The 23640-nt window shown below is 71.4% G+C and carries 24 protein-coding genes; 18 read left to right on the top strand and 6 right to left on the bottom strand.

What is annotated here, in order from left to right; translation table 11 throughout:
• The first annotated feature begins 86 nt into the window (after positions 1-86).
• Together ACSHXN_RS18515 and ACSHXN_RS18510 are read left to right on the top strand one after the other, a co-directional pair.
• Positions 87-713, top strand: coding sequence for a CU044_5270 family protein (locus tag ACSHXN_RS18515; RefSeq protein ID WP_356114756.1), 627 nt, complete (start codon positions 87-89; stop codon positions 711-713).
• A 38-nt stretch (positions 714-751) separates the two neighbouring features.
• Positions 752-1186 (top strand): SRPBCC domain-containing protein, encoded by a 435-nt coding sequence (locus ACSHXN_RS18510; RefSeq protein ID WP_355137007.1) that lies wholly within the window; start codon positions 752-754, stop codon positions 1184-1186.
• A gap of 224 nt (positions 1187-1410) precedes the next feature.
• On the opposite strand, the gene ACSHXN_RS18505 is transcribed toward ACSHXN_RS18510, so the two are convergent.
• On the bottom strand, positions 1411-1863 hold the full coding sequence (locus ACSHXN_RS18505; RefSeq protein WP_355805072.1) for a nucleoside deaminase: 453 nt from the start codon (positions 1861-1863) through the stop codon (positions 1411-1413).
• A gap of 143 nt (positions 1864-2006) precedes the next feature.
• Complete coding sequence (locus ACSHXN_RS18500; RefSeq protein ID WP_383358156.1) at positions 2007-2399, bottom strand: PLD nuclease N-terminal domain-containing protein; 393 nt, start codon at positions 2397-2399, stop codon at positions 2007-2009.
• Between the two features lie 88 nt (positions 2400-2487).
• Between ACSHXN_RS18500 and ACSHXN_RS18495 the strand changes: the two genes are divergently transcribed.
• Both ACSHXN_RS18495 and mqnP read left to right on the top strand, forming a co-directional pair.
• Positions 2488-3945, top strand: a complete 1458-nt coding sequence (locus ACSHXN_RS18495; protein WP_355137001.1) for a menaquinone biosynthesis decarboxylase — start codon at positions 2488-2490, stop codon at positions 3943-3945.
• On the top strand, positions 3942-4844 hold the full coding sequence (gene mqnP / locus ACSHXN_RS18490) for a menaquinone biosynthesis prenyltransferase MqnP (RefSeq protein WP_355136999.1): 903 nt from the start codon (positions 3942-3944) through the stop codon (positions 4842-4844). The genes ACSHXN_RS18495 and mqnP overlap by 4 nt, the downstream gene beginning before the upstream one ends.
• Before the next feature lie 47 nt (positions 4845-4891).
• On the opposite strand, the gene ACSHXN_RS18485 is transcribed toward mqnP, so the two are convergent.
• Complete coding sequence (locus tag ACSHXN_RS18485) at positions 4892-5482, bottom strand: rhomboid family intramembrane serine protease (protein WP_438303382.1); 591 nt, start codon at positions 5480-5482, stop codon at positions 4892-4894.
• 88 nt (positions 5483-5570) lie between these two features.
• Between ACSHXN_RS18485 and ACSHXN_RS18480 the strand changes: the two genes are divergently transcribed.
• From ACSHXN_RS18480 to ACSHXN_RS18455, 6 genes are all read left to right on the top strand, one after another.
• Positions 5571-6263, top strand: a complete 693-nt coding sequence (locus tag ACSHXN_RS18480) for a UbiX family flavin prenyltransferase (RefSeq protein WP_355136992.1) — start codon at positions 5571-5573, stop codon at positions 6261-6263.
• 152 nt (positions 6264-6415) lie between these two features.
• Complete coding sequence (locus tag ACSHXN_RS18475) at positions 6416-6871, top strand: Lrp/AsnC family transcriptional regulator (protein ID WP_059130184.1); 456 nt, start codon at positions 6416-6418, stop codon at positions 6869-6871.
• A gap of 82 nt (positions 6872-6953) precedes the next feature.
• Entirely contained in the window at positions 6954-8117 is a 1164-nt protein-coding gene (gene mqnE, locus ACSHXN_RS18470) for an aminofutalosine synthase MqnE (protein WP_059130185.1), read from the top strand.
• A 112-nt stretch (positions 8118-8229) separates the two neighbouring features.
• Positions 8230-8754, top strand: coding sequence for a GNAT family N-acetyltransferase (locus ACSHXN_RS18465; protein ID WP_355136989.1), 525 nt, complete (start codon positions 8230-8232; stop codon positions 8752-8754).
• Between the two features lie 129 nt (positions 8755-8883).
• Complete coding sequence (locus tag ACSHXN_RS18460; RefSeq protein WP_355136987.1) at positions 8884-9183, top strand: DUF4229 domain-containing protein; 300 nt, start codon at positions 8884-8886, stop codon at positions 9181-9183.
• Positions 9184-9226: 43 nt separating this feature from the next.
• Entirely contained in the window at positions 9227-9919 is a 693-nt protein-coding gene (locus ACSHXN_RS18455; protein ID WP_355136985.1) for a TetR/AcrR family transcriptional regulator, read from the top strand.
• A 66-nt stretch (positions 9920-9985) separates the two neighbouring features.
• On the opposite strand, the gene ACSHXN_RS18450 is transcribed toward ACSHXN_RS18455, so the two are convergent.
• Positions 9986-10795: a MaoC family dehydratase gene (locus ACSHXN_RS18450; protein ID WP_438303381.1), complete on the bottom strand. Its 810-nt coding sequence runs from the start codon at positions 10793-10795 to the stop codon at positions 9986-9988.
• A 53-nt stretch (positions 10796-10848) separates the two neighbouring features.
• Positions 10849-12186: a 3-oxoacyl-ACP reductase gene (locus tag ACSHXN_RS18445; protein WP_438303380.1), complete on the bottom strand. Its 1338-nt coding sequence runs from the start codon at positions 12184-12186 to the stop codon at positions 10849-10851.
• A gap of 95 nt (positions 12187-12281) precedes the next feature.
• Between ACSHXN_RS18445 and ACSHXN_RS18440 the strand changes: the two genes are divergently transcribed.
• From ACSHXN_RS18440 to ACSHXN_RS18430, 3 genes are all read left to right on the top strand, one after another.
• Positions 12282-13571, top strand: coding sequence for an acetyl-CoA C-acetyltransferase (locus ACSHXN_RS18440; protein WP_438303379.1), 1290 nt, complete (start codon positions 12282-12284; stop codon positions 13569-13571).
• A gap of 199 nt (positions 13572-13770) precedes the next feature.
• Complete coding sequence (locus tag ACSHXN_RS18435) at positions 13771-15705, top strand: AMP-dependent synthetase/ligase (RefSeq protein ID WP_355136977.1); 1935 nt, start codon at positions 13771-13773, stop codon at positions 15703-15705.
• Positions 15706-16095: 390 nt separating this feature from the next.
• Positions 16096-17301 (top strand): cytochrome P450, encoded by a 1206-nt coding sequence (locus tag ACSHXN_RS18430; protein ID WP_355137039.1) that lies wholly within the window; start codon positions 16096-16098, stop codon positions 17299-17301.
• Between the two features lie 177 nt (positions 17302-17478).
• Here the strand turns inward: ACSHXN_RS18430 and ACSHXN_RS18425 are convergent, their stop codons facing one another.
• A complete protein-coding gene (locus tag ACSHXN_RS18425; protein ID WP_043442843.1) occupies positions 17479-17682 on the bottom strand; it encodes a cold-shock protein in 204 nt (67 codons plus the stop codon).
• Between the two features lie 354 nt (positions 17683-18036).
• On the opposite strand from ACSHXN_RS18425, the gene ACSHXN_RS18420 reads away from it, so the two are divergent.
• The 5 genes from ACSHXN_RS18420 (at position 18037) to ACSHXN_RS18400 (ending at position 23434) form a co-directional block, all read left to right on the top strand.
• Positions 18037-18885, top strand: coding sequence for a menaquinone biosynthetic enzyme MqnA/MqnD family protein (locus ACSHXN_RS18420; protein WP_438303378.1), 849 nt, complete (start codon positions 18037-18039; stop codon positions 18883-18885).
• Positions 18886-18978: 93 nt separating this feature from the next.
• Complete coding sequence (locus ACSHXN_RS18415) at positions 18979-20682, top strand: protein kinase domain-containing protein (RefSeq protein WP_438303377.1); 1704 nt, start codon at positions 18979-18981, stop codon at positions 20680-20682.
• Between the two features lie 48 nt (positions 20683-20730).
• Positions 20731-21456, top strand: a complete 726-nt coding sequence (locus ACSHXN_RS18410) for a prepilin peptidase (RefSeq protein ID WP_355136971.1) — start codon at positions 20731-20733, stop codon at positions 21454-21456.
• A 120-nt stretch (positions 21457-21576) separates the two neighbouring features.
• Positions 21577-22776, top strand: a complete 1200-nt coding sequence (gene mqnC, locus ACSHXN_RS18405) for a cyclic dehypoxanthinyl futalosine synthase (RefSeq protein WP_438303376.1) — start codon at positions 21577-21579, stop codon at positions 22774-22776.
• 7 nt (positions 22777-22783) lie between these two features.
• Positions 22784-23434 carry a hypothetical protein gene (locus ACSHXN_RS18400; protein WP_355136967.1) on the top strand — a complete coding sequence of 217 codons (651 nt, stop codon included), beginning with the start codon at positions 22784-22786 and terminating at the stop codon, positions 23432-23434.
• Positions 23435-23640: the final 206 nt, after the last annotated feature.

Raw genomic sequence — 23640 nt, 5'->3', positions numbered from 1 at the left:
CGGTTCCGGTGACCCACGTCACCGGAACCGGCCTTCGTCGTACGGACAGGCGAGAGACGTGGACACGCACCTGAGGCCACGCATCCGTGCGGGCGATCCCGGCGCGTTCGGAGAGCTCTTCGACGCGTACGCACGGTCCGATCCGCGCCGGCGCCGGGCCCGCCGGGCTCGACCCCGTGCACGACCGTGAGATCCGGCTGTCGGTGGACGGCCGCCACCCGGGGCTGCTGAAGGAGGACCGGCAGGGGAACGAGCACGTGACGCCGGAGCCCACCTCTCCGGGCGGCGGGAGAGCCGCCGACCACCGTGCGCTGTCGAAGCTGCCGACCGACCCCGACGAGATGCGTGACCGGCTCTACGAGGTCGGCGCGGGCGAGGTGGACAAGGAGCGCCCGGACCAGGACTACGCCGCCTTCGTCCTGCTCGGTGATCTGATCCGTGAGTCCCTGATGCCGCCGGAGGTGAGCGCCGCGCTGTACCGGGCCGCGGCCAGGATCCCCGGCGTCACGCTGGTCCGGCACGTCAAGGACTCGGCGGGCCGGGAGGGCGTCGCGGTCACCCGGGGGAGCGGCGACGGGAGCGACCGGCTGATCTTCGATCCGAAGACCTACGCCTTCCTCGGGGAACGGCAGCTCGATGCGAAGGACCAGGTCACGGGCGGCAGCGCCATTCTGGAGCGGACGGTCGTCGACAAGGCGGGCGAGCGCCCGTAACACGTGCGGATCCCCCGGTCGCGCGCCAGGCTGGTGTCATGACCGATCCCATCGAAGAGGGCACCGCCGAGCACCGGGGGGACCTGCACGTACGGCACTACGTGCTGCACCTGTCCCGGCCCGTGGAGGAGGTCTGGCGCGCTCTGGCCACTGCCGCCGGTCTGCGGCAGTGGCTGGCCGCCGCCGAGCCGTTCGAACCGCGGCTCGGCGGCGCGGTGGGACTCCGGCTGCCCGACGGCACGGCCCGGGGCCGAATCACGGCATGGGACGTGGAACGGGTCGCCGAATACACGGTGGAGGACCGCGGCCGCATCCGCTTCCATCTGGAACCGGGCAGGCCGCAGGGCACGACGGTGCGATTCACCCACGAGACCGGCGACGACCGGGACCCTGGCTGGCGGCAGCGCTTCGAGCGCCTGCTCGCCCAGGTGGAGGGCGACGGGGCCGATCGGCCGTCGGATCACCGGCGTTGACGCGGAGCGCCGCCAGGTCGGACGGCGCGTCCTGCCGGACGTATTCGTCCATGAGGACAGGGGACCGCCCCTGCCCGCGCGTGGGCCGAGGACGGTGACGCTGCCGGAGCCCGGTGCGGGCCGATGCGCAACCGACCGGGCTCCGGCACACCGACGCCCCGGGCGCCGATGCGCGCGCCGAGGCCGCTTCCGCCACGGACGGACCGGTGGTGGCGACACGGGGCTCAGCCGCGTCCGATGTCCTCGTTCCACAGCGCCGGGTTCCTGTCGATGAACGCATGCAGCAACGCCCTGCACCCGGGGTCGTCGAGGAGGACCACCTCCACCCCGTGTTCCGCCAGCCAGTCGTGACCGCCGACGAACGTGGTCGCCTCGCCGACGACGATCCGGGAGATGCCGAACTGGCGGACCAGGCCGCTGCAGTACCAGCAGGGGGACAGAGTGGTCACCATCGTCGTGCCCCGGTAGGAGGGCCGGCGGCCCGCCGCACGGAAGGCGGACGTCTCCGCGTGCAGGGACGGGTCGCCGTCCTGGACACGGCGGTTGCGGCCGCGGCCGAGGAGCACGCCGTCCGCGCCGTACAGCGCGGCACCGATGGGGATGCCGCCCTCGGCCAGGCCGGTGCGGGCCTCCGCGACGGCGGTGGCGAGCCACTCGTGTGCCTGTGCCCGGTCCATGCCTTCACTCTCCGCCCGCCGTATCGTCCGGGCAACGTGGGGAAGGCGGACGTCCGCCGCCTCGGCTGCACCGGGCCCGTCAGCCGCGGTACGTCACCTGCGCGCGGGGGAGTTGCCGGTCTCCGGCGCCCGGTCCCCCGGGCTCAGTCCTTGGAGCCCTCGCCGTGCTCACGACGCCGCAGTTCCTCCTCGCGGCGGCGCAGGTCGGCCTCCCAGTCCTTCAGGAGCGCCTCGTCCTTCTTGTTCTCCTCCTTCAAGGACGTGAGGAACGCCGGGTTGTCGTCGGGCGCGACCCAGTCCATGCGATGGTTGCGGTGCCACTCGGAGGGGGTGGAGCCGTTCACCGGGGAGTGGCGCACCTTGCCGGCGACGAGCCAGGCGATCGGGCCCACCAGTACTTCGCCGAAGAGCAGGATGATGATGACCCAGACCACCTTGGGCAGCCCCCGGATCTCTTCCTCGGGTGTGTTCAGGCAGTCGATGAAGGCGTATATCCACAGCGCCAGGACCAGCAGGTAGGGCAGATACCTGAACATGGTGGTGCGATCCCCCAGGAGTCGGCGACGGAGCGTGAGAGGGCCCCGGTGACGGGGCAAGGTTAGCGGGTGCCGGATACTGGATCGCATGGCTTACGACGATCTTCGGTCCCTGCTCCGGGCGCTGGAGCGCGAGGGAGACCTCAAGCGCATCAAAGCCGAGGTCGACCCGTATCTGGAGGTCGGGGAGATCGTCGACCGGGTGCAGAAGTCCGGTGGGCCCGCGCTCCTCTTCGAGAACGTGCGCGGCTCGAGCATGCCGCTCGCCATGAACGTGTTCGGCACCGACCGGCGGCTGTTGAAGGCCCTCGGCCTGAAGTCGTACGGCGACATCTCCGACAGGATCGGCGGACTGCTCAAGCCCGAACTGCCGCACGGGTTCGTCGGTGTGCGCGAGGCCTTCGGCAAGCTCGGAGCGATGGCCCACGTACCGCCGAAGAAGGTCAAATCCGACAACGCGCCGGTGCAGGAGGTCGTTCTGCGCGGCGACGACGTCGACCTCGACGCCCTGCCGGCCCTGTTCACCTGGCCCGACGACGGGGGCTCCTTCTTCAACCTCGGGCTGACCCACACCAAGGACCCGGAGACCGGGGTCCGCAACCTCGGCCTGTACCGCCTCCAGCGACACGACCGGCGCACCATCGGGATGCACTGGCAGATCCACAAGGACAGCCGCAACCACTACCAGGTGGCGGCGAGGCGCGGTGAGAAGCTGCCGGTCGCGATCGCCTTCGGGTGCCCGCCCGCCGTGACGTACGCCTCCACCGCGCCGCTCCCCGGGGACATCGACGAGTACCTCTTCGCCGGGTTCGTCGCGGGCAGGCGGATCGAGATGGTGGACTGCAAGACGGTCCCGCTCCAGGTGCCGGCGAACGCCGAGGTCGTCCTGGAGGGCTGGCTGGAGCCCGGCGAGACGCTCCCCGAGGGCCCGTTCGGCGACCACACCGGCTTCTACACGCCGCAGGAGCCCTTCCCCGCCCTGCGGATCGACTGCGTGACCATGCGCCGCCGGCCGCTGCTCCAGTCGATCGTGGTGGGCCGCCCCCCGACGGAGGACGGGCCCCTCGGCCGTGCCACCGAACGGTTCTTCCTGCCCCTGCTCAAGATCATCGTGCCGGACATCGTGGACTACCACCTGCCGGAGGCGGGCGGCTTCCACAACTGCGCGATCGTCTCGATCGACAAGAAGTACCCGAAGCACGCCCAGAAGGTGATGCACGCCGTCTGGGGGGCGCACATGATGTCCCTGACCAAGCTGATCGTCGTCGTGGACTCCGACTGCGACGTGCACGATCTGCACGAGGTCGCCTGGCGGGCGCTCGGCAACACCGACTACTCCCGCGACCTCACGGTCGTCGAAGGCCCGGTCGACCATCTCGACCATGCCTCCTACCAGCAGTTCTGGGGCGGCAAGGCGGGCATCGACGCAACGAGGAAATGGCCCGAGGAGGGCTACACGAGGGACGGCGGCTGGCCCGAGATGGTCCTGTCCGACCCGGAGACGGCGGCGAAGGTGACGAGCCGCTGGAAGGAGTACGGCCTGTGAGCAGCGCCTCCGCCGCGATCCCGCAGCCGGGACGCACCAAGGCGTTCCTGCGCCTGGTGATGATCGAGCACTCCGTGTTCGCCCTGCCCTTCGCGTACATCGCCGCGCTGACCGCGATGTTCCAGTGGGACAGGAACATCCACTGGGGACGGTTGTTCCTCGTCACCGTGGCCATGGTGGGGTTGCGCACCTTCGCCATGGCGGCGAACCGGGTCATCGACCGCGAGATCGACGCACGCAATCCGCGCACGGCCCACCGCGAGCTGGTCACCGGTGCGATGTCGGTGCGGCACGCCTGGACGGGCGCGCTGGTCGCGCTGGTCTTCTTCCTGGGCGCCGCGGCCCTGCTCAACCCCCTGTGCCTGGCGCTCGCCCCCATCGCGGTGATCCCGATGGTGGTGTACCCCTACGGCAAGAGGTTCACCAACTTCCCGCAGGCCATCCTGGGCCTGGCGCAGGCGATGGGTCCGGTCGGCGGCTGGCTGGCGATCAGCGGCACCTGGGACTGGGACGCGGTGATCCTCGGCCTCGCCGTCGGCGTCTGGATCGGCGGCTTCGACCTGATCTACGCCTGCCAGGACGTGGCGACGGACCGGGAGATCGGCGTCATGTCGGTGCCGGCCCGTTTCGGCGTCCCGGCGGCGATCTGGGGGGCCCGCGCCTGCCACACGGTGACCACGGCGCTGTTCGTCTGGTACGCCGTCGTCACCGGTGCCGGTGCCTTCTTCTGGCTCGGCCTGGTGATCGTGGCGGGCGCCTTCGTCTACGAGCACACGATCGTCCGGCCGCACGACCTGAGCCGTGTGAACCGCGCCTTCTTCAGCGTCAACGGGTTCATCGGGATCGCCCTGTTCGTGTGCGCGCTGCTGGATCTCCTGGTGCGCGGCCTGAGCGTGTGAGGCCGGTGCGGGCGGCCCGGGTGGGCATCCCGCACCCTGCCGCCCCGCTACGGCGTCGCCGTACGGCGGCGGAACAGGAACGCCGCCGCGACGCCCGCCGCCAGGCCGATGAGATGGCCCTGCCAGCTGATGTGCGTCTGCGCGGGGGAGAGACCCAGCAGGATCGAGCCTCCCCAGATCGCGGCGACCAGCAGACCGACCAGGATGCCGAGCGGGCGGCGCTCGACGATGCCGGTGGCCACCAGAAAGCCGAACAGCCCGAAGACCAGGCCGGAGGCGCCCGCCGTATTGGTGTGCGCCGGGGACACGAGCCAGACACCCAGACCGTCCGCCACGGTGATCAGCGCGCAGATCGCGGCGAACCGGCGCAGACCGCCCAGGGCCGCGAGGAAGCCGAGCACCAGCAGCGGCACGCTGTTCGACGCGACATGGGCGAAGCCGAAGTGGACGAAGGCGGCCGGAACGACGTCGACCAGTTCGGAGGCCCTGCGGGGAACGATGCCGAAGTCGTCCAGAGCATGGCCGGTGGTCACGTCGATCACTTCGAGCAGCCACAGCAGCGCCACCCAGCCCGCCATCAGCTTGGCCGCCGCCTTCGCGCGGTCAGCCTGCGACCACTGCGGCTCCGTGCTCGACATGGCACCCCACCCTTCGTCCGCCCCCTCGGGATCGGCCTCGGCCCCCTTGACCGGATCCCGCCCCGCGGCGCCGGATAGGCTCGGTGTCGTGAACCCAGTCAAGCCAGGAGAGACGCCGCGTACGCCTTGGATCGTAGGGGTTTCCGGCGCCTCCGGCACTCCGTATGCCGCGGCCGTGCTGCGTGCTCTCCTCGCCGCGGGCGAGAGCGTCGATCTGGTCGTCTCCCGCGCCTCGCGGCTCACGCTGCTCGACGAGACGGGCATCGCCTTCCGGGACGCGCACTGGCGGGACGACCTGCGGGAGTGGCTGGGCCGGGGTGCCGACGGCAAACCGGGGACGTTCGCGGTGGGCGTCGAGGGCGACCGTGTGCGGTACTGGAGCGCCGGTGATCTGGCCGCCGGGCCGTCCTCCGGTTCGTACCCGGCGAAAGGGATGCTGATCGTGCCCGCGTCCACGGCCTGTGTGGCGGGTGTGGCACTCGGGCTCTCCAAGGACCTTCTGCAGCGGTCCGCGAGCGTCACGCTCAAGGAACGGCGGCCGCTCGTCGTCGCCGTGCGGGAGACTCCGCTCAGCGGACAGACCCTCAAGCAACTCGTGGCGCTGGACGAGGCGGGCGCGGTCGTGGTGCCCGCGTCGCCGGCGTTCTACGCGGGCGCCACGCACATCCAGGACCTCGTCGACTTCGTCGCGGGGCGGGTGCTGGACGCGGCGGGGGTGCCGCACCGGCTGTACCGCCGCTGGCAGGGTGAGCTCGGGGGTGGCTCCCGCCCCGACGAGTAGGCGCCCGAGCGGTGGGGGCGCGTTTCCCGGTGGCGCGCCGGGGCGTCGGCCCGTCGCGCATCCTGTGAGAGATTCTCAGGGGTCGGATCCTGCGCGCCTTGGTTCCATACGTAAACTTGCGGTAACGCCGAACAATGAAAGGCTGCGGATCTATGGATGCCGTTGACAGGCAGCTCATCCAGGCCCTGCGCGAGAACGGCAGGGCCTCCTATGCCGAGCTCGGCCGGCTCGTGGGCCTCTCCGGGCCCAGTGTCACCGACCGGATCAACCGCCTGGAGGCGGCCGGCGTCATCACCGGCTACCGCGCCACGGTCGACGCCGCCTCCCTCGGCCTCGGCGTCACCGCCCTGATCGGCATCTCGCTCTCCGACGCAGCCGACCACGAGGACGTGGCGCACCGGCTGAAGGACCTTCAGGAGATCGAGGACTGCTGGTTCATCGCCGGCGACGACTCGTTCATGCTCAAGGTGCGCGCGTCGGACGTGGACGGCCTGGAGAAGACGATCCGCCGGCTGTCCGGCACCAAGGGCGTCTCCCGTACGCGCACGACCATCGTGCTGTCCACGAAGTGGGAGAACCGGGTGGGCGAGCTGCCCGAACAGCAGTAGGCGCGCGGTACCGGACGGGGGCGTCGGCCGCCCGGAGGCCGGGGGTACCGTTGGGGGGGTTTGTCGAGGGAGAGGCAGAAGCATGGATGTCGGGCTCAAGCGGGAGCTGGAGGACAAGGTCCGGGCCGGTGAGCGGCTGACCCGCGAGGACGGCATCGCGCTGTACGAGTCGGACGACCTCGCCTGGCTCGGCGGTCTCGCGCACGAGGTGCGGACCCGCAAGAACGGCGACGTGGTCCACTTCAACGTCAATCGTCATCTCAACATGACGAACGTGTGCACCGCGTCCTGCGCGTACTGCTCCTTCCAGCGCAAGCCCGGTGAGAAGGACGCGTACACGATGCGCATCGAGGAGGCCGTCCGCCTCGCCAAGGCGATGGAGTCGGACAACCTCACCGAACTGCACATCGTCAACGGCCTGCACCCGAACCTGCCGTGGCGCTACTACCCGCGGTCGCTGCGCGAGCTGAAGGCCGCGCTGCCGGACGTCTCGCTGAAGGCGTTCACGGCGACGGAGATCCACCACTTCGAGACGATCTCCGGTCTCTCGGCCTCCGAGATCCTGGACGAGCTGATCGACGCCGGCCTGGAGTCGCTGACCGGCGGTGGCGCCGAGATCTTCGACTGGGAGGTCCGGCAGCACATCGTCGACCACAGGACCCACTGGGAGGACTGGTCGCGGATCCACCGTCTGGCGCACGAGAAGGGTCTGAAGACCCCGTGCACGATGCTGTACGGCCACATCGAGGAGCCGCGGCACCGCGTGGACCACGTCCTGCGGCTGCGTGAACTCCAGGACGAGACCGGCGGGTTCCAGGTCTTCATCCCCCTGCGCTACCAGCACGACTTCGTGGACATGAAGGACGGCAAGATCCGCAACCGGCTTCAGGCGCGGACGCAGATGGCGACGGGCGCGGAGGCGCTCAAGACCTTCGCTGTCTCCCGCCTGCTGTTCGACAACGTCCCGCACGTGAAGGTGTTCTGGGTCATGCACGGCGTCCAGACCGCGCAGCTGGCCCTCCAGCACGGTGCGGACGACATGGACGGCTCGGTCGTCGAGTACAAGATCACGCACGACGCCGACAACTACGGCACGCCGAACAAGCTGACCCGCGAGGACCTGCTCGACCTGATCCGCGACGCGGGCTTCCGGCCGGTCGAGCGGAACACGCGCTACGAGATCATCCGCGAGTACGACGGCCCGGACCCGGCCCGGCGCGACGAGCCGCAGCCCATGCGCGTCTGACCCGCCCTCACGAACCCGACCGAGCCCCGGCCACGGCCGGGGCTCGCCGGTGTGGCGCAGAGGACATCGAAAGGCCTTGAGTCCAGGCGCCGGTAATAACTACTCTCCACCTATGCCCCTTACGTTCACGCTCGATCCGGCCATGACCCCCGCTCTTCGCGACGGCGTCCTCGACCTGTGGACGGACGTGTCCAACGCCGGCGGATCCGTGGGTTTCGTGCCGCCGGTCGCACGCGAGGACATACGCCCGGAGCTGGTGAAGCACCTGGCGGCGATGACCGAGGGGCGTACCCGGCTGCTGGTGGGGCACGACGAGGACGGGCAGGTGGCGGCGACCGCGTTCGTCACCTTCAACACGCACCGGCTGATGAAGCACTGGGTGTGGCTCTACACGGTGATGGTGCACCCGCGTCACCAGGGCAAGGGGTACGGGCGTGATCTGCTGGCCGCCGCCGCGGAGGCGGTCCGCGGCCTCGAGGGGATCGAGGCCATACGGCTGACCTGCCGGGGCGGTCACGGTCTGGAGCACTTCTACGGCTCGTGCGGCTACAAGGAGGTCGGCCGCGTGCCCGGGGCGATCCGGGTGGCACCCCATGACGACCGCGACGACATCATCATGCTGCTGCCCCTGGGCTGAGCCGCCGCACCCCCGTGCAAGATCGGGTGCCCGGCGTGCTTCACTGGAGGATGCACTTGGAGAGGTCCCGTGGCGTCGTCGGCATCGCCCGGCCGGCAGGACCTCCACGGAACGGAAGAGTGGATTGAGATGTTCCGCTACACACTGATGCGCCTCGGTATCCTCGCGGGCTGCCTCGTGGTCGTCTGGGGCCTCGTCTACTCCGGTCTCGTCCCGCGCGGCCTCGGCGACTCCAACGGCATCTGGATCGTGCTGCTCGCCCTGGTGGTCTCGGCGCCGATCAGCTTCGTCCTGCTGCGGGGGGAGCGCGAACGGGCCTCCGTGCAGATCGTCGGACGGGTGGACCGCATGAAGGCCAACCTCGATGCCAACCGTGCCCAGGAGGACGTGGCCGACGACGTCGCCAGGAAGCAGAGCCAGGCCTCCTGAAGGCCGGACCCGGTTTTCGCGGGCTGAACGTACCCTTGCCCACATGGGTTCCGTGAAGACCAGGCGGATGCCGCGGGCGGTCCGTGAACGGCAGATGCTCGACGCCGCCGTGCAGACCTTCGGGCAGCGCGGCTACACGGCCGCGTCCATGGACGAGATCGCCGAACTGGCGGGCGTGTCCAAGCCGTTGGTGTATCTCTACCTGAACTCCAAGGACGAACTCTTCACCGCCTGCATCCGGCGCGAGGCAGCGGCGCTCACCGAGGCCGTGCGCGCGGGCGTCCGCCCCGGGCTCGGCGCGGACCGCCAACTCTGGGAAGGGCTGCGCGCGTTCTTCACGCACACGGCGCAGAACCCGGACGGCTGGTCGATCCTGCATCTCCAGGCGCGTACGCACGGCGAGACGTTCGCGGTCGAGGTCGCGGCGATGCGGAAGGAGATCGTCACGTTGGTGACCCGGCTCATCGCGGTCGCCGCACGCGACAGGGGGAGCCCCTGCTCGAACGAAGGGGGCACGCCGGGCGACCGTCGGGACCCCGACCTGCCCGAGCGCGAGGCCGCCGGACTCGCGGAGGCCCTGGTCGGTGCCGCCGAGTCACTCGCGGCCTGGGCCAACGCCACACCCGGTGTCTCCGCCCGCCAGGCGGCCACGACGTTGATGAACTTCGCGTGGGCAGGTCTCGGCGACCTCATGGAGGGCCGGTCCTGGTCGCCCCCGGAGCCCGACCGGCCCTAGGCCCGGCCGGAGTCCGCGGCGAACGACCCCGACGGTGAGACGTCCCGCGTGGTGCCCGCGGGGCGTTCAGCGGTCGAGTGGACGTGTCTCACCGGTCAGATGCAGCCGCTCCCCGCTGCGCAGTTCGAACAGTCCGCCCTCGGCCCCGTACGTCACGGTGCCCGGCAGCAGGACCGGCGCCCTGAACCGTGCCCGCACCCGTACCGCGACGGGGGCCGGCTGCTCGGCCAGGCACCGGGCGAGGGTCCACATGCCGTGGGCGATGGCGCGCGGGAAGCCGAAGGCGCGGGCGGTCAGGGCGTGGAGGTGAATGGGGTTGCGGTCCCCGGAGACCGCCGCGTACCGCCGCCCGACGTCCCCGGCCGGCCGCCACTCGGCCGACACGGGGAGGGGGCGTGGGTCCACGGGCCGTGCCCCGGCGGGGGCGTCGGTGCGGTGCCGGGCGAGATAGGTGCTGGTCGACTCCCACACCGTCCGGTTCCCGGCGCGGACCTCGGTGACCACGACGGCCTCGGTGCCGCGCCGATGGGGCACGAGTTCCCTGATCGATACGCCGATGTCGTACGTGCCGTCCGGGACGAGGTCCTCCCGCCGGGTGACCTCGACGGAGGTGTGCACCAGCCCGAGCAGGGGGAGGGGGAACTCCCGGCTCGCCATGATCCGCATGGCGAGCGGAAAGCCGAGGACATGCGGATAGGTGACCGGCAACGCGCCTGCGTCGACGGGGAATCCGCAGACGCGCTCGTACGCGGCGAGACGGGCGGGGTCGACCCGGAACCCGGGCAGCGAGAGTCGGCCGCGGGGGAAGCCGGCATCGGGTCCGGGGCGCTTGAAGGGGGAGAGGAGGGCGCCGCGCAGGAGGACGGGAAGCAGCATGGGTGGTCTCCGGGATGTGGGAAGGAAGGGGCGCAGGTGCTCGCGGCGGGGGATCACGCCCCGAGCAGGCTCTGTCCGCAGACCCGTACGACCTGCCCGTTCACCGCGCCCGACCCGGGACCGGACAGCCATGCCACCGTCTCGGCCACGTCCACCGGCAGGCCTCCCTGCCCGAGCGAGTTCATCCGGCGCCCCGCCTCCCGGACGAACAGCGGGACCGCCGCGGTCATCCGCGTCTCGATGAACCCGGGTGCGACCGCGTTCACCGTCACCCCGTGCTCGGCCTGCGCGCGTGCCAGCGCCCGCACGAGCCCGATCACCCCAGCCTTGCTCGCGGCGTAGTTCGTCTGCCCGACGTTCCCGGCGATCCCGGCGATCGACGAGGTGACCACGATCCGCCCGCCTCCGGGCCCGCCGCCCCGCCCCTCCTCGGGCGAACCGGGTCCGCGCAGCACCCCGCGCGCCAGCAGGACGTCGGTCGTGCGCAGCACACTCGCGAGGTTCACGTCGAGCACCGAACCCCAGCGCTCCGCCGCCATGTTGGCGAGCGTGCGGTCACGGGTGATCCCCGCGTTGTGGACGAGGACGTCCAGCCCTTCGGGCAGCGCGTCGGCGATGCGCGCGCCCGCGTCGGCAGCCGTGATGTCGAGCGTCAGCGCGGTGCCGCCGATCGACTCGGCCACCCGTCGCGCATCCGCCTCGGCCGCCGGCACGTCCAGGCACACCACGTGTGCGCCGTCCCGCGCCAGCGTCCCGGCGACCGCCTCGCCGATTCCGCGCGCCGCCCCGGTGACCAGCGCGATCCGCCCGGCGAGCGGCCGCGCCCAGTCCTCGGGGGCGATGACGTCCCCGCTCCCCACCTCGACGACCTGCCCGCTCACGTACGCGGACTTCGGTGAGAGCAGGAAGCGCAGCGTCGACTCGGCGGCCTCGGCGTCGGCCAGCCGGACGAGCGTGACGGTCCGCCCTCGCCCCAACTCCTTGCCGAGCGACCGGGTGAACCCCTCCAGGCCCTGCTGCACCGCCGCCTGGTGGTGGTCGGTGGGGTCCGGCGGTGAACCCAGCACCACCACGCGGCCGCTCTCGGCGACCGACCGTACGACGGGGTGGAGCGCCGTGTGCACCTCGGCGAGCGTGTCGACGTCCCGTACGCCGGTGGCGTCGAGGACGATCGCGGCGGGCCGCTCGGCACCGGCGGCCAGCCCGGTGCGGGCCAGTACCGGCGCCAGGTCCAGCGTGGACCCGCCCGCGGTGAGGTGCAGCAACGGGCCGCCCAGGGTGGGGCGTTCGACGGACCATCGGTGCAGCACCACCGGTTGCGGAAGGCCCAGCCGCCGGGTGAGGAAGCTACCTGGCGCGGTCCTCGTGAAGCGCAGATAGCGGTCGGCCATGGTCCAGCTCCCAGCTCGCTCGTCCGTTTCCGGTCTCTTACTCTGGAGTAAGGTTACCCAGGGTAAGTCCCGTCGGGCATGAGGAGCAGGTCGAGATGAGCAGTCCCCCCACCAGCACGCAGGTGCGGCGCGTCGCCGTCGTGGGCGGCAGCCGCATCCCCTTCGCGCGCTCGGACGGCCCTTACGCCACCGCCTCCGACCGGGAGATGCTGACGGCGGCGGTGGACGGGCTCGTCGCGCGGTACGGTCTGGACGGTCCCGGCGCGGTCGGCGAGTTGGTCGCCGGAGCCGTACTCAAACACAGCCGCGACTTCAACCTCGCCCGGGAGACGGTGCTGGGCTCCGGGCTGGACGCGCGTACGCCCGCGTACGACGTCCAGCAGGCCTGTGGCACCGGGCTGCAGGCGGTGATCGCGGCCGCCAACAAGATCGCTCTGGGGCAGACGGAGTCCGCGATCGCGGGCGGCGCGGACACGGCGAGCGATGTGCCCCTCGGCGTGAACGACGCGCTGCGCCGCATCCTGCTGGAGGTCCGACGGGCCACCTCGACCGCCGCCCGGCTCAGGGCGCTGGCGAGGATCCGTCCGGGCCACCTGGTTCCCGACATCCCGCGCAACGCCGAGCCGCGCACCGGCCTGTCCATGGGCGAGCACGCGGCGGTGACCGCCCGCGCCTGGGGAGTGACACGCGAGGCGCAGGACGAGTTGGCGGCCACGAGCCACCGGCGGCTGGCGGCGGCGTACGAGCGGGGCCTCCTCGCCGATCTGATGGTCCCCTTCCGCGGTCTCGAATGCGACCAGAACCTGCGCCCCGACTCGACACCGGAGAAACTGGCCCGTCTCAAGCCGGTGTTCGGCACCGGCGGACCCGGCCCGACGATGACCGCGGGCAATTCGACCCCGCTCACGGACGGCGCCGCTCTCGTGCTGCTCGCGAGCGAGGACTGGGCACGCCGGCGCGGACTCGAGCCTCTGGCGTATCTGACGGCGTACGAGACCGCGGCCGTCGACTTCGTCGGCGGGGACGTGGCGGGAGGCGAGGACGGACTGCTGATGGCGCCGGCGTACGCGGTCCCGCGCATGCTGGAGAGGACCGGGCACGGCATCGAGGACTTCGACTTCGTCGAGATCCACGAGGCGTTCGCCTCCCAGGTGCTGGCGACGCTGGCCGCCTGGGAGAAGCGGGGACTCGCCCCGGTGGACCGCGCGCGGCTGAACGTCGCGGGATCGTCCCTGGCCACCGGCCACCCCTTCGCCGCGACGGGCGCACGGATCGTCGCGACGCTCGCGGCACTTCTCGCCGAACGCGACGTTACGGGCCGCGGCCTGATCTCGATCTGTGCGGCCGGGGGACAGGGGGTCACCGCCATCCTCGAACGCGCCTGACGGCCGTGGGGGAGGAGGCTGCACAGCCCCGGCGCCGTTCCATCCCGGAACCCGCACAGACTCCCCACGAGGGGGACGTACGATCGCGGTTCCAACCGGCGGTAACAGCGAGTCGCACCGACCGCTGAACGTCTGCATGCGCATGTTGCGTACTCATGCAGCAGAGCAGTGCACAGCTGCGGTCCCGAGGAGCTGCCCCATGCCCATCTCGTACTCGACCACGCCCGTTCCCACCGCCCCGGCCGATCTCGACCACGACGGCGGGCCCGTGCTCGTGGCGCCGGAGACACGGCGGCTGAACGGCGAGGTGCGGGAGGCGTACGTACCCCCGCTGGTGCCGCCGGTCACGCACGGCTCGCTCGCCGACGTGCCGTTCGAGAACGCGAGCGCGGTGCCCGGCCACCCGGTGCTCAGCCGCCGCGACCCGGACGGCGGCTGGACGGACGTGACGGCGGTTCAGTTCGCCGACCAGGTACTGGCCCTGGCGAAGGGCCTGATCGCCGAGGGCCTGATGCCGGGCGACCGGATCGCGATCATGGCCCGCACCACGTACGAGTGGACGCTGCTCGACTTCGCGGCCTGGGCGGCCGGCCTGGTCACGGTTCCCGTCTACCCCACCTCCTCGGTCTTCCAGACCCGCTGGATCCTCCAGGACTCCGGCGCGGTGGCCCTGGTGACGGAGACGGCCGGACAGGCGGCGTCCATCGGTCCGGAACGCAGCCTGCTGCCCGATCTGCGTCACCTGTGGGTGATGGAGAAGGGTCATGTCGAGCGCCTGGCCGAACTGGGTGACGCGGTACCGGACCAGGAGGTCTCCGTACGCCGGGGCATGCTCGGCCCGGACACGCTGGCCACGCTCATCTACACCTCGGGCACCACGGGCCGGCCCAAGGGCTGCACCCTGTCGCACGGCAACTTCCTGGCGGAGGTCGACAACGCGATCGAACTGCTCCACCCGGTGTTCAAGGCGAAGATCAACGGTGTTCCGTCCACGCTGTTGTTCCTGCCGTTGTCGCACGTCTTCGGTCGTATGGTGGCGGTCGCCTGCATCCGTGCGCGGGTGCGTCTCGGCCATGCGCCGAGCCTGCAGGCGCAGGATCTGATCGCCGACATGGCGAGCTTCAGGCCGACCTTCCTGCTGGCGATCCCGTACATGCTGGAGAAGGTCTTCAACAACGCGCGGGCGACGGCCGAACGAGGCGGCCGCGCGTCGCTGTTCGACCGCGCGGCGAGCGTGGCCCGTCGCTACGGCGAGGCACAGGAGGCCCGGCAGCACGGCACGGGTCGCGGCCCGAGCGCGGCCCTGAAGGCGGCCCGCGCCTTCCACGACCCGCTCGTCTACCGCCGCATCCGCAATGCCCTGGGCGGCCGGGTCCGCCATGTCATCTGCGGCGGCTCCCCCTTGGGCCGGGACCTGGCGGCGTTCTACGCGGGCGCGGGCATAGAGATCTACGAGGGGTACGGCCTGACGGAGACGACCGGTGCGGCCACGGTGACCCCTCCGCTCAAACCCCGTCTGGGCACGGTCGGTTGGCCACTGCCCGGCACAAAGGTGCGGATCGCCGCGGACGGTGAGGTGCTGGTCCTCGGCGGCCAGGTGTTCCGGGGCTACTGGGATCCCCATGCGGGCGGGGTGGTTCCCTCCACGCCGGACGGCTGGCTCCCGACGGGCGACATCGGGCGCCTGGACGACGACGGCTATCTGACGATCACCGGGCGGAAGAAGGAGATCCTGATCACCGCCGGGGGGAAGAACGTGGCTCCGGCGCCCCTGGAGAACTGGCTGCGGTCCCACCCGCTCATCTCCCAGTGCCTGGTTCTCGGCGACCGCCGCCCCTTCGTCAGCGCCCTGCTCACCCTGGACCCGGAGGGCATCGTCCACTGGCGCCAGATGAACGGCAAGCACCCGGTGCCGGCGGAACTGCTGGTGGACGACCCGGAGTTGCTCGCGGTGCTGCAGCGGGCGGTCGACGAGGCCAACAAGATGGTCTCCCGCCCCGAGTCCATCCGCCGCTTCGCCGTCCTCCCCGTGGACTTCACCGAACGGGCCGGCCACCTGACCCCGTCGATGAAACTGCGCCGCGCGGTGATCATGCGGGACTTCGCCGCGCAGGTGGACGAGCTGTACAGGTAGCGGTCCCGGCCGCACGGCCCGCGCCGCGCGGCGGTATCGGCCGACGGCCGATTCACCCGCTCGGCCGTAGTTCCGGCGGTCCGTTGCGTCTGCGTCCGGCCGGGGGGCCGCACGGCGGGCGGCGACCGGCTTCCGCAGTACCCCGAGTGACGTCGAAGCCGGGCCGTGGCCGAGGTGGACGCACCCGCCCGGAGCCCGCGCGTCGCCGTGCACGCCATCGGGGCGGTGCCGTGTCCGGCGCCGTCGACCGGCCCTGCCGACCTCCTCGCCTGCGGTGCCGTGAGCGGCAGGCCCGGATCGCACATGTGGAGGTATCCCGACAGCCGCGTCGCACGAAAGGGCGTATGCATGGAACAGCGGCGAAAGCGGCTGGAAAGGGAGTACTGCGCCATGACCTCAAGCGGCGAAGCAATCACCTGTCCGTTCGACTTCAGCACGGCACTGGAGTTCGATCCCACGCTCGCGGCGCTCATGGCTCGCGAATCCATCACCCGCATCCGGCTGCCGTACGGCGACGCCGACGCCTGGCTGGTCACCGGATTCGAGGGAGTGCGGCAGGTGACCACCGACCAGCGCTTCAGCCGCGCGGGGATCATGGGGTTCGACTATCCGCGGCTGACGCCGGAGCCCATCGTCTCCCCGGAGTCGATCAATGTGATGGACCCGCCGCACAGTACCCGGCTGCGCCGACTGGCGTCGCAGGCCTTCGCCAAGCGGCATGTGGAGCTGATGCGCCGGAAGATCGTCCGGCTCGCGGACACGCTGCTCGACGAGATGGCCGAACAGGGGCCGCCGGCGGATCTGGTCCAGCACCTGTCGAACCGGCTTCCCCAGCAGACGATCTACGACGTCCTCGGGATCCCCCGGGAGGACTGGCCCCGGATGCAGGAGTACGCCCACCAGCTGCTCGCCACGGGCCAGGACGGGCGCGAGACGGCCGCGAACGCCAAGGCCCGGTTGCGGGAGTACTTCGGCGAACTGATCCAGGAGCGGCGGCGCACCCCGGGCAAGGACCTGATCAGCGCGCTGGCCGCGGCCAAGGACGGCGAGGACGTGTTCGACGACCAGGAGCTGGCGGTCATGGCGCTGACGCTCGTGCTCAGCGGTCAGGACACCGCCACCTGCCAGATCAGCAACATCTCCTACCTCCTGCTGACCCGGCCCGAGCTGATGAAGCACCTCAGAAGCCGGCCCGAGACCCTGACGGACGTCCTGAACGAGATGCTCCGCATCATCCCGTTCCGCAAGGGGGTCGGCATTCCCCGGGTGGCCCTCGAGGACGTGGAGTTCGACGGCGTGCTCATCCGGGCGGGTGACTTCGTCCATGTGTCGTACCTGACCGCGAACCGGGACTCCGAGCGCTACCTGGATCCGGACGTGATCGATCCGGAGCGTCCGTCCGCGCCGCACATGACCTTCGGCTGGGGCGGGCACCGGTGCATCGCTGTCCCGCTCGCCATGGCGGAACTGGAGGTGGCCGTCGGGCGGCTGGTGGAACGGTTCCCGAACCTCCGGCTCGCGGTGCCGCCGGAGGACGTGCGCTGGGACACGGAGACGATCCGCCGCTTCCCGCTCGAGCTGCCCGTGACCTGGTGACTGCGCGGCACGGCCCTATCACGTGCTGCCCAGGGCTACCGACCGAAAAAGCAGGAGCCCCTTGCGCCGAGCGGCGCACGGGGCTCCTTGGGTACTGCTGTCCGTTCCGGATCGAAGCGATCGGACTCGATGAGCCGAAGGCCTGGAACCGAAGACCGAATCTCCGAGACCGGTGACTCAGATGGCGGTGACGTTCTCCGCCTGCGGGCCCTTCGGGCCCTGGGTCACGTCGAAGCTCACCTGCTGGTTCTCCTCAAGCGAGCGGAAGCCGTTCGCGTTGATCGCGGAGTAGTGGACGAAGACGTCGGGGCCGCCGCCTTCTTGGGCGATGAAGCCAAAGCCCTTTTCGGCGTTGAACCACTTCACGGTTCCGGTAGCCATAAGCCCTCCTTGGGCCCAAAGGGTTGCCCTGCTCCAGAACCTGCAAGTGTGAAAACTAAGCGCCGCACAACTGCACGTCTCTGAAAACGACGAGAGCCCGCGGTCACATGCTCCGCAGGCTCTGTACTGCAAGGAAACCAAACTGCAACTTGCGGCGAGCCTAGCACGGGGGCAGCCGAAAGCAACAGAGGTCAAGATCGCTTCACCCGAACGTTCCAGCGGGGTGGAGGGCGGATTGACGTCGCCGCATCACATGGTAGTCCCAAAGGTGGACAACAGCGGTCCAGGCGGTTCACGAGGCCCTTCGGGGACCCTGGGGCCGTCACGGTACCGCATGGGGTCTAGTCTCGCGATGTGGACAATTCTCGCACCCGGCCGCGCGTCGGCCACATCCAGTTCCTGAACTGCCTGCCCCTCTACTGGGGGCTCGCGAGAACCGGCACCCTTCTGGACTTCGAGCTGACCAAGGACACCCCCGAGAAGCTCAGCGAGCAGCTGGTGCGGGGTGACCTCGACATCGGGCCCGTCACCCTCGTCGAGTTCCTCAAGAACGCAGACGACCTGGTCGCCTTCCCCGACATCGCGGTCGGCTGCGACGGACCGGTGATGTCCTGCGTGATCGTCTCCCAGGTGCCCCTGGAGCAGCTGGACGGCGCCAGGGTCGCCCTCGGCTCCACCTCGCGGACCTCCGTACGCCTCGCCCAGCTCCTGCTCGCCGAGCGGTACGGGGTGACGCCGGACTACTACACCTGCCCGCCCGACCTCAGCCTGATGATGCAGGAGGCCGAAGCGGCGGTGCTGATCGGCGACGCCGCACTGCGCGCGAACCTCCACGACGGGCCGCGCTACGGCCTCGCCGTGCACGACCTCGGCACGCTGTGGAAGGAGTGGACGGGGCTGCCGTTCGTCTTCGCGGTGTGGGCCGCACGGCGCGACTACCTGGACCGGGAGCCCCTCATCACCCGCCAGGTCCACGAGGCCTTCCTCGCCTCCCGCAACCTCTCGCTGGACGAGGTCGGCAAGGTCGCGGAGCAGGCGGCCCGCTGGGAGTCCTTCGACGAGCGGGTCCTGGAGCAGTACTTCACGACGCTCGACTTCCGCTTCGGCGACGCCCAGCTGGCCGCCGTCGCCGAGTTCGCGCGGCGGGTCGGGCCGACGACCGGCTTCCCGCCGGACGTGAAGGTGAAGCTCCTCCAGCCGTAGGGAAGTTGTTCCTGGCTCCCGGGACGCAGGACACCGTCCGTACGCCCCCGGGGTCTACGCTGCTGGGAGTCGTACGGGGGAGGGGTGGAGGGCATGCAGCCTCTGGAGGCCGGGGAACCCGCCGTCGTGGGGCCCTACCGGCTGCTCGGCAGACTCGGCTCGGGCGGAATGGGCCGCGTCTACCTGGGGCGCAGCGCCGGCGGGCGCACGGTCGCGGTCAAGGTCGTGCATCCGCACTTCGCGCTGGACGAGGAGTTCCGTGCCCGGTTCCGCCGCGAGGTGGACGCCGCGCGGCGGGTCGGCGGTGCCTGGACGGCACCGGTCCTGGACGCGGACCCGGACGCGCCGGTGCCGTGGGTGGCCACCGGGTACGCGGCGGGTCCCTCCCTGACCTCGGCGGTGACGGACGCCGGCCCGCTGCCGCTCCCGGGGGTGCGGGCGCTGGGCGCGGGGCTCGCGGAGGCCCTCGTGGCGGTGCACGCGCTCGGCCTGGTCCACCGGGACGTGAAGCCTTCGAACGTCCTGCTGACCCTGGACGGCCCGGTCCTCATCGACTTCGGCATCGCGCGCGCCATCGACGGCACGGCGTCCATCACTTCCACGGGCGTCTCCATCGGCTCGCCCGGCTACATGTCGCCCGAGCAGATCCTCGGCAAGGGCGTCGCGGGAGCGGCGGACGTCTTCTCACTGGGCGCGGTACTGGCCTACGCGGCGACGGGGCGGCCGCCCTTCCCCGGTGACTCGTCCGCGGCACTGCTGTACAAGGTCGTCCACGAGGAGCCGCAACTCGACGGCCTCGACGACGAGTTGCGCGAACTGGTGGCCGTGTGCCTCGCCAAGGACCCGGCGGAGCGTCCCGCTCCTGCGGAGGTGGCCCGACACCTCGCCCCGCAGGGCGCGGCACGCCTGGTGTCCGGGGGCTGGCTGCCCGGCCCGCTGGTGGAACAGGTCAGCCGCAAGGCCGTGCAGTTGCTGAACCTGGAGGCGGAGGCGGCTCCTTCGGGGCCGGCCCGATCCGGTGGGGCACCGACGGCCGTGCCGTCGGCGGCCGGTGCACGCATGGACGTGGCCCCGGCCGGGTCCGAAGCGCCCGTGCCCGCGGGGGTCTTCGGCCCGCCGCCCGTGATGACCGCTTCCGGCGCGCCCTCCACCCACGTGCCACGGCCGGGCGTACGGCAGGAGCCGCAGGACGCCGTGCCCTCCGCCGCCGACGGCCCCGGGAGACTCTCCGTCAGCCTCGCCACCACCTCCGTGCCGGGAACCGGCGGTCGCGGCCGGCGCATGAGCTGCACCATCGCGCTGGCGGTCGCGGGCGCGCTGGCCGCGGTGACGGTCGGTTCGGCGTTTCTCCTCGGGATGTTCGACAAGGACGACACGGACAAGGACACCGCGGCCGGGGGCGCGCCCACCCATGGTTCGGCCACCCCGGGCACCGGCGGTTCCGGTGTGCCCGCCGCCTACCTCGGTTCATGGGAGGGCGCCGCGACGGCCCTCGGGGGCACCCTGCCCGCGGGCACCTTCCGCGTCACCATCGAACAGGCCGGGGTGGGTGAGGAGATCGGGCTCTTCCGGTCCACCGACCAACTCGGCGGCACCTGCGACGACGTACTCCTCCTCAAGCGGGTCACAGACCGTCAGCTCGTCGCCACGAGCGTGGCCAAGGAGTCCTCCAACCCGCCGACGTGCACCACCGGACGGCACGAGGTGCGGCTGACGCCGGCCGGCGCCGACCTCCAGTACGAGACGGACAACCCGGACGCCGGCAACCCGACCTCGCGCCTGGCGAAGGTCGGCTGACCCACGGTTCGCCGGAGTCGGGCGGGCTCCGGCGCTTACCCTGTCGGCGTGGATCTGGACCTCTGGGTGACCGTCGGCGCCGTGCTGTGGGGTGCGGCGGCCGGGGTCCTGGTGCCCCGGGTCGCCTACCGGCTCTCCGTCGAGCCCGAGCAGCCCTGGCGGGACCGGTGTCCCGACGGGCATCCGATCGGCGGCTGGGTCGGCCCGGCGCGGTGCGCGGACGGACGGCCGTACGGCCCCGGGACCGCGCTCGTGTGCGGGGCCACCGCGCTGGTCTGCGCGGTGCTCGCGCTCGCCACGGGTACGCGTCCCGAACTGCTCGTCTGGCTGCTGATCGCCCCCGTCGGCGTCCTGCTGACGATCGTGGACTTCCGGGTGCAGCGGCTGCCGGACGTCCTCACCCTGCCGCTGGCCGGACTCGCCCCGCTTCTGCTCGGTGCCGCCGCGGCCCTGCCCGAGCACGCGGGGAGGTGGCCCTCAGCGCTCCTCGGCGCGCTCGTGCTCGGCGTCGCGTACTTCCTGCTCTTCCTCGTCAACCCGAACGGCATGGGGTTCGGCGACGTCAAACTCGCGCCGGGGCTCGGGGCGGTGCTCGGCTGGTACGGCCTGCCCACCGTGGTGCTCGGGACGTTCGCCGGATTCCTCTTCGGCGGGCTGTACGGCCTCGGGCTCGTCCTCGCCCGCCGGGCCGGGCGCCGGACAGCGATCCCGTTCGGGCCGTTCCTCATCGCCGGTACCTTCGTCGGGCTGCTGATCGGGGCGTACGCGGCCTGACGCGGGGCCCGCGAAACCGCTGGCGTAGGCTGGTTCGGTCCGCCCACCCGTCTCCCACCACCCCCTTGCTTCGAATGGGCCTCGCGCCCGATTTCCTCACCCTTACGAAAGGGACGCCCGGTGACCGAGAAGGCCGACCTTCAGTCCGTCCTCGACCGCGCCGCCGCCGGTGGGCGGATCACTCCCGAAGAAGCGTTCGCCCTCTACCGCGACGCCCCGCTGCATGCGCTGGGTGCCGCGGCGGACGCCGTGCGCCGCCGCAAGTACGCCGGTATCGAGCACATCGCGACGTACATCATCGAGCGCAACATCAACTACACGAACGTCTGTGTGACGGCGTGCAGGTTCTGCGCCTTCTACGCGGCTCCCAAGGACACCGCCAAGGGCTGGAGCCGCGACCTCGACGACATCCTGCGCCGCTGCGCGGAGACCGTCGAGCTGGGCGGCACGCAGATCATGTTCCAGGGCGGACACCACCCGGACTACGGCGTCGAGTACTACGAGAAGCACTTCCGCGCCATCAAGGACGCCTTCCCGCAGCTGGTCATCCACAGCCTGGGGGCCTCCGAGGTCGAGCACATGGCGCGGATCTCCGGCGTCTCGGTGGAGGAGGCCATCACGCGCATCCACGCCGCCGGGCTGGACTCCTTCGCCGGTGCCGGTGCCGAACTCCTCCCCGAGCGGCCGCGCAAGGCGATCGCCCCGCTCAAGGAGAGCGGCGAGCGCTGGCTGGAGATCATGGAGACCGCGCACAACCTGGGCGTCGAGTCCACGTCCACCATGCTCATGGGCACCGGCGAGACCAACGCCGAGCGCATCGAGCACCTGCGGATGATCCGTGACGTGCAGGACCGCACGGGCGGTTTCCGGGCCTTCATCCCGTACACCTACCAGCCCGAGAACAACCATCTGAAGGGCCGCACCCAGGCCACCCTCTTCGAGTACCTGCGGATGATCGCGATCGCCCGCGTGTTCCTCGACAACGTCCAGCACATCCAGGGTTCGTGGCTGACCACCGGCAAGGAGGTCGGTCAGCTGTCCCTGCACTACGGCGCGGACGACCTCGGCTCGATCATGCTCGAGGAGAACGTGGTCTCGTCCGCGGGGGCCAAGCACCGGTCCAACCGGCTCGAGATCATCGACCTGATCCGCCGGGCAGGGCGCGTCCCGGCCCAGCGTTCGACGACGTACGAGCACCTCGCCGTCCACGACGACCCGGCGGACGACCCGGTCGACGAGCGCGTCATGTCCCATATCTCGTCGACGGCGATCGAGGGCGGAACCGCCCATCCCGAACTGAAGCTTCTCGCCTCCAACTAGCCCGCGCGTGCTGACGATCCATGCCGCCGGCCTCCTGATCACGGGGGACCGGCGGCCTCCCGTGCCCGGTGGCGCGGTGCTCGTCGACGGCAGACGCTGCGCGGGCGTCGGCGCGTACGAGGAACTGGCGGCGGCACACCCGACGGCCCGGGTGCGGCGCTGGCCGGGACTCCTCACGCCCGGGCTGCTGAATCCGTGCGGGCCCGAGCTGCTGGAGGCCGCATACCACCCCGATCCGCGCGAGGCCGACGAGCTGGGCACCGAGCCGATCACGGGTGGGGCCCTCGCGGCTCTGGCGGTCGGCGACACACGCTGGGGCGCGAGCGCGCGGCGCGGGGTGCAGCGGATGCTGGCGCACGGAACCGTCGCCGTGGCCGGCCGGCTGTCGCGGCCCGCCGTGGTGGACGCCGTGGACCGCGCGGGGCTGCGGCGGCAGGAGCGCTCGGAGCGTCCCGCGGGCCCGCCGTCCCTCGACCCGCTGGCCGGACGGAGCCCGGCGGAGGCGATGGCCTCGCCGCTTCCGCCCGAGGGCGTGGCGGACCGGGACGCGACGTTCGCCGTGTTCGACGTCCCGGACGAGGCCGCGCTGGCCGGGCGCGGAGCGGGGACCTGTGTGGCGACGGTCCTCGCAGGGCGGCTCGTGTACCGGCGCCGCTGACGGGCCGGCCCGTCAGCGGCGCCGGGCGAGGTGTCCGAACCCCGCTTCGCCCCCGTGCCGTTGACCGCCGAGCCGCGGTTCGAACGGCTCGCCGGCCGCCGCCCCGCGGGCGCGACGCAGTCGCCGGAGCGGGCCGGACCTCCTGCACGGGCCGGGACAGGTGCAGCACGTGGTGCCGTGCACGTCCCCCGGCGCCCTCTTCGACG

The organism is Streptomyces sp. HUAS TT11 (assembly GCF_051553595.1).
Taxonomy (GTDB): domain Bacteria; phylum Actinomycetota; class Actinomycetes; order Streptomycetales; family Streptomycetaceae; genus Streptomyces.
This window is presented reverse-complemented; position numbering and strand designations above follow the sequence as displayed.

Bases quoted from the DNA above. Each gene is read 5' to 3' on its own strand.
- ACSHXN_RS18435 (WP_355136977.1), top strand. From the start codon at position 13,771: ATGCCCATCTCGTACTCGACCACGCCCGTTCCCACCGCCCCGGCCGAT.
- ACSHXN_RS18495 (WP_355137001.1), top strand. From the start codon at position 2,488: ATGGCTTACGACGATCTTCGGTCCCTGCTCCGGGCGCTGGAGCGCGAG.
- ACSHXN_RS18415 (WP_438303377.1), top strand. From the start codon at position 18,979: ATGCAGCCTCTGGAGGCCGGGGAACCCGCCGTCGTGGGGCCCTACCGG.
- ACSHXN_RS18500 (WP_383358156.1), bottom strand. From the start codon at position 2,399: ATGTTCAGGTATCTGCCCTACCTGCTGGTCCTGGCGCTGTGGATATAC.
- ACSHXN_RS18510 (WP_355137007.1), top strand. From the start codon at position 752: ATGACCGATCCCATCGAAGAGGGCACCGCCGAGCACCGGGGGGACCTG.
- ACSHXN_RS18475 (WP_059130184.1), top strand. From the start codon at position 6,416: ATGGATGCCGTTGACAGGCAGCTCATCCAGGCCCTGCGCGAGAACGGC.
- ACSHXN_RS18465 (WP_355136989.1), top strand. From the start codon at position 8,230: ATGCCCCTTACGTTCACGCTCGATCCGGCCATGACCCCCGCTCTTCGC.
- ACSHXN_RS18460 (WP_355136987.1), top strand. From the start codon at position 8,884: ATGTTCCGCTACACACTGATGCGCCTCGGTATCCTCGCGGGCTGCCTC.
- ACSHXN_RS18445 (WP_438303380.1), bottom strand. From the start codon at position 12,186: ATGGCCGACCGCTATCTGCGCTTCACGAGGACCGCGCCAGGTAGCTTC.
- ACSHXN_RS18485 (WP_438303382.1), bottom strand. From the start codon at position 5,482: ATGTCGAGCACGGAGCCGCAGTGGTCGCAGGCTGACCGCGCGAAGGCG.
- ACSHXN_RS18455 (WP_355136985.1), top strand. From the start codon at position 9,227: ATGGGTTCCGTGAAGACCAGGCGGATGCCGCGGGCGGTCCGTGAACGG.
- ACSHXN_RS18425 (WP_043442843.1), bottom strand. From the start codon at position 17,682: ATGGCTACCGGAACCGTGAAGTGGTTCAACGCCGAAAAGGGCTTTGGC.
- ACSHXN_RS18440 (WP_438303379.1), top strand. From the start codon at position 12,282: ATGAGCAGTCCCCCCACCAGCACGCAGGTGCGGCGCGTCGCCGTCGTG.
- ACSHXN_RS18450 (WP_438303381.1), bottom strand. From the start codon at position 10,795: ATGCTGCTTCCCGTCCTCCTGCGCGGCGCCCTCCTCTCCCCCTTCAAG.
- ACSHXN_RS18505 (WP_355805072.1), bottom strand. From the start codon at position 1,863: ATGGACCGGGCACAGGCACACGAGTGGCTCGCCACCGCCGTCGCGGAG.
- mqnE (WP_059130185.1), top strand. From the start codon at position 6,954: ATGGATGTCGGGCTCAAGCGGGAGCTGGAGGACAAGGTCCGGGCCGGT.
- ACSHXN_RS18430 (WP_355137039.1), top strand. From the start codon at position 16,096: ATGACCTCAAGCGGCGAAGCAATCACCTGTCCGTTCGACTTCAGCACG.